Here is a 1,934-nt window from a genome sequence, read left to right as displayed (position 1 = left end):
GTGAGCTGTTTTTCCCGCGGGGGAGATGGAAAGGTCGACATCCAGGTTGGATTTGCTGCCGTCATCGCGGGCAACCCCGCTCCCACAGGGATATAGGGTGATGTCGAGGTCGTGTTTATTTCACTGCACCGAACGAAAGACCACGCACCAATTGCTTCTGGCTGAACCAGCCAAAGATCAGGATCGGCGCGCAAGCCAGGGTCGAGACCGCCGACAACTTGGCCCAGAACAGCCCTTCAGGACTCGAATACGAGGCGATCAGCGCGGTCAGTGGCGCGGCTTTCGACGAGGTCAGGTTCAGCGACCAGAACGCTTCGTTCCAGCACAGGATCAGCGACAGCAGCACCGTGGACGCCAGGCCGCCCTTGGCGATCGGCAGCAGTACCCGCAGCATTTCCTGGGCCAGGGTAGCGCCGTCCAGGCGGGCAGCTTCGAGGATGTCCTTGGGGATGTCCTTGAAGTAGGTGTAAACCATCCAGACCACGATCGGCAGGTTGATCAGGGTGTAGATCACGATCAGCGCAATGCGCGTATCGAGCAGGCCGAACTGCTTGGCCAACAGGTAGATCGGCATCAGCACGCCCACCGGCGGCAGCATCTTGGTGGAGAGCATCCACAGCAACGTGCCCTTGGTGCGCTGGGTTTCGTAGAACGCCATCGAGTAGGCCGCCGGTACCGCAATCAGCAGGCACAGGGCCGTGGCGCTGAAGGAAATCACCACCGAGTTCCAGGCGAAGCTCATGTAATCGCTGCGCTCGTTGATGTGCAGATAGTTCTCCAGCGTCGGCGTGAAGATGAACTGCGGCGGCGTGGCGAACGCGTCGATTTCGGTCTTGAAGCTGGTCAGCACCATCCAGAAGATCGGGAAAAAGATCAGGATCGCAATGGCCCAGGCCAGGGTGCCCAGCAGCAGGCTTTGCAGGCGACGGGATTGTTGTAGGGTCATGGCGCGGGCCTCAGGCTTTGTCTGTCAGGTTTTTGCCGATCATCCGCACCAGGACGATGGCCGCGATGTTGGCGATCACCACCGCGATCAACCCGCCCGCCGAGGCCATGCCGACGTCGAACTGCACCAGCGCCTGGTTGTAGATCAGGTAAGCGAGGTTGGTCGAGGCGTAGCCGGGGCCGCCGTTGGTGGTGGTGAAGATTTCGGCGAACACCGAGAGCAGGAAGATGGTTTCGATCATCACCACCACCGCGATCGGCCGTGCCAGATGCGGCAGGGTCAGGTGCCAGAAAATCGCGATGGGCCCGGCACCGTCCAGGCGCGCGGCTTCCTTCTGTTCCTGGTCGAGGGACTGCATGGCGGTCATCAGGATCAGGATCGCGAAGGGCAGCCACTGCCACGAGACAATGATGATGATCGACAGCAGCGGGTAGTGCGCCAGCCAGTCCACCGGCTCTGCGCCGAACAGCTTCCAGACGTAGGCGAGGATTCCCGACACCGGATGGAAAATCAGGTTCTTCCAGATCAGCGCGCCGACGGTGGGCATGATGAAGAACGGCGAGATCAGCATCACCCGGACGATGCCACGACCGAGAAAGTCTGAGGCCTCGAGCAGGGCGCTGATCAACACCCCCAGCACCACACTGATCAGCAGCACGCTGCCCACCAGCAGCAGAGTGTTGGTGGCGCCGGGCATGAAGCCCGAGTCGGTCAGGAAATAAGTGAAGTTCTCCAGCCCCACGAATTCGTTTTCGCCGGGGTAGAGCAGGTTGTAGCGGATCATCGAGAAATAGACGGTCATGCCCAGCGGCACGATCATCCACAACAGCAGCAACGCCACCGAAGGGCTGACCAGAAACCAGCCGGGGTTGGCCACCCGGCTTTTGCGCAGCGGCTGGGGGATGTCCATGTGGGCTTTGGCGGTTGATGTGTTCATGGCATTAAAACCGGTAGAGTGCGTGACACCTGTAGGAGCGAGGCTTGCCCG

General features: G+C 60.8%; 2 protein-coding genes. Both read right to left on the bottom strand.

The window, feature by feature from the left end:
* Positions 1–115: 115 nt before the first annotated feature.
* On the bottom strand, positions 116–946 hold the full coding sequence (locus ACW9JE_RS30500; RefSeq protein ID WP_224537330.1) for a carbohydrate ABC transporter permease: 831 nt from the start codon (positions 944–946) through the stop codon (positions 116–118).
* Positions 947–956: 10 nt separating this feature from the next.
* On the bottom strand, positions 957–1,883 hold the full coding sequence (locus ACW9JE_RS30495; protein WP_457434877.1) for a carbohydrate ABC transporter permease: 927 nt from the start codon (positions 1,881–1,883) through the stop codon (positions 957–959).
* Between the last annotated feature and the right edge of the window lie 51 nt (positions 1,884–1,934).

This window comes from Pseudomonas sp. SDO55104_S430 (genome assembly GCF_054070595.1).
The sequence above is the reverse complement of the archived record's forward strand: the minus strand, read 5'-3'. Positions and strand labels throughout refer to the sequence as shown.

What these genes read in the sequence shown, in the direction of transcription:
- ACW9JE_RS30500 (WP_224537330.1), bottom strand. Translation starts at nt 946, where the DNA reads ATGACCCTACAACAATCCCGTCGCCTGCAAAGCCTGCTGCTGGGCACC.
- ACW9JE_RS30495 (WP_457434877.1), bottom strand. Translation starts at nt 1,883, where the DNA reads ATGAACACATCAACCGCCAAAGCCCACATGGACATCCCCCAGCCGCTG.